At 30.5% G+C, this 2,387-nt stretch carries 4 protein-coding genes; all 4 read left to right on the top strand.

All coding sequences use genetic code 11. The features are described from left to right. The first annotated feature begins 345 nt into the window (after window positions 1-345). The 4 genes from G563_RS37125 to G563_RS39240 all read left to right on the top strand — a co-directional run bounded on the left by G563_RS37125 (window position 346) and on the right by G563_RS39240 (window position 2,030). Window positions 346-678 (top strand): helix-turn-helix domain-containing protein, encoded by a 333-nt coding sequence (locus tag G563_RS37125; protein ID WP_051211064.1) that lies wholly within the window; start codon window positions 346-348, stop codon window positions 676-678. A gap of 91 nt (window positions 679-769) precedes the next feature. After that, window positions 770-988 (top strand): hypothetical protein, encoded by a 219-nt coding sequence (locus tag G563_RS0118345; RefSeq protein WP_157585459.1) that lies wholly within the window; start codon window positions 770-772, stop codon window positions 986-988. A 65-nt stretch (window positions 989-1,053) separates the two neighbouring features. Further along, the gene (locus G563_RS0118340) at window positions 1,054-1,251 is read left to right on the top strand and encodes a hypothetical protein (protein ID WP_028666577.1); all 198 of its coding nucleotides are present in this window, start codon (window positions 1,054-1,056) and stop codon (window positions 1,249-1,251) included. A 362-nt stretch (window positions 1,252-1,613) separates the two neighbouring features. After that, window positions 1,614-2,030, top strand: coding sequence for a CPBP family glutamic-type intramembrane protease (locus tag G563_RS39240; protein ID WP_028666575.1), 417 nt, complete (start codon window positions 1,614-1,616; stop codon window positions 2,028-2,030). Window positions 2,031-2,387: the final 357 nt, after the last annotated feature.

The following is a 2,387-nucleotide window of genomic DNA, read 5'->3' as shown; positions in this document are numbered from 1 at the left end:
TCGGATAGGTGGTGCGAAGTCAAAAAGAAAGTGCTCCAAATCAATTTTAAGCATCTAAACAAGGCGGCATGAAGGCGACAATTTGCAATGCACCCCTTCCCAAAAACGCGTTTTGCATTAACCAATCACTGTCCACATCTCTCAGCTTTCGGGCAGAGCGAAGGCATATGACTCACCACCGATTTTTTTTGTAGTACTATTTTGTTCATTTTTATGAAAGGTATAGTGGGTATTTATTCCACAAAAAAATAATATATACCAAAATATCAACTTCAAAATTAAAGTCATTAAATAAGTTGATTTTATAAGATTTCAGTAGTTATTTGTCGAAAAATATGTTTTAGTATGCCACTACTCAAAAATATCGAAAAATATAAACAGTTACATTCTCTGATTAAAAAACAGGCAACGGGTAATGCAAAAGAATTGGCATATAAAATGGGCATAACTGAGCGGCAGGTATATAATTATATACAAGAACTACGCGACTTAGATATACCTATTAGGTACGATACCATTCATTCCACCTATTATTACGAAAAACCAGTACATTTTGAATTCTTTTTCGGAGTTCTTCCGCTTACGGGATCAGAACTCAGCAAAACCGAAGGAGGTACGCTGTGTTTTTGGGAAGATGCAAAAATAATTACCTCACTGAAATTTTATTTCAGCGATTGATTTTATGTTTGCATTAACTATTTACTTTTCCACTACGGCCGAGTGAGTAAGTGATGGGAGTATGATGTTAAATCTTAAAATTCAAATCAAAATGAAGAATTTAGAATTGGAATCTTACGGGGTTGTTGAGATGGATCAAGGAGAAATGCTTTTAACTGATGGAGAATATTCTTGGAGTCAGTTTTGTAATGATGCCGGCTATACCGTAGGATATATGGTAGGTGCAGCGACTAATGCGGCAAACATTGCAGGCAATGCTCTCAAAGGATTTGTAGAGGGCATGCTGGTAGAAAAAACGTTTCACAAATAGTCAATCAATCACCTCTTTAGAAGCTGTATTAGAATTAAGACGTAAACCATTAATTTTTTATTAAAATGAAAACTAACAATTTTAATGTAGAAGAGCTTTCTATTTCAGAAATGAAATTAATTGAGGGGGGGTATGGATGGCACCCGTATCATAATGCAGCAGCTGAACAAGTTGGAAAAGCTTTTTGGGCAGGTATAAGTTCATTTATAGATGGGTTTGCAGAGGGGTACAATAACGCCACTAGAAAGGGAGGTAGTCTATAATTTTACGTTTAGAATGCAAGCATAATTGAATACTTGCATTCTAAACTTTAAATCAAAAAAACAAACATGCTATTAGATATTTTACTATTTATAAAAAATCCGTATAAATTTTCATTAACAAATAGCAAAGTTAATAGCCCCAAAAAAGAGGTAATTGTTAAATCTTTTTTACTTTGTATATTTTTCTTGCTACTTAGTGTAATTGTGATCACAATTACTGAAATGTCAATTAAAGCTATTTTTTTGTTTTCAATAAAAAAAGTGTAGAAATAAACAGAAGCAGCTCTTATGAATATTGGGGCATATACAGGGGTATTATATCAGTAATATGTGCACCTATTGCAGAAGAAATTGTATTTAGAATGCCATTAACATTTAAGAAAAAATGGCTTGTTTTTTCTTTATCTTTTGGTTTGTTTTATTTTCTAAATGATAGCATTTATATAATCGATTCATATACTACAATTGGAATAATTGTACCGATATTTGCATATGTATTACTGCTGATGTTACTAAAAGATAAAGAGTTGATTATATTTGAGGAACGCTACTTTAATCTTTGGTGCTATTTTTTGATTATTTTATTTTCTTGGATACACATTTCTAATTTTTCTCCTATTAACTGGAAGCTAATTTATTTTTACCCAATATATGTACTTCCTCAGCTATTTTATGGAATTGTTTTGAGTTATTTGATGGTTAAATACAAAAAAATAGTATGGCCATTCCTTTTACATAGCATGATTAATCTTACTGGATTTCTATTGAATTATCTGTAGCTGTTTAGGTACTCTTTTTGATTAAAAAGTACAACTTATGATTTAAAGGAACCTCGAAAATTCAAAAAAATACGACATTTTTCACACAATTGGTTAACAATAAAAATTTCAACTAATTGGTTATCAGGTATTTGTTCTTTTATAGAGTATCTAAGCAGTTACAAACTAACGATAAGCGACAAGTAGATTTAAGACATTTTCCTTATTAAATATTTTTAAATATGAGAAATTTTATTTCAATAATTTTTACAAAATTATTAGTCCTCAGTTTTCATATTTTATATTGCAAAAAAAAGCAAACATATATTAGAGTTGTTTTCTTGTTGATTACTAACAAGTTATCTTTTTCTTAAAGTC

Source organism: Runella zeae DSM 19591 (genome assembly GCF_000423565.1).
In the GTDB taxonomy this organism is placed as follows: Bacteria; Bacteroidota; Bacteroidia; order Cytophagales; family Spirosomataceae; genus Runella; species Runella zeae.
The sequence above is the reverse complement of the archived record's forward strand: the minus strand, read 5'-3'. Positions and strand labels throughout refer to the sequence as shown.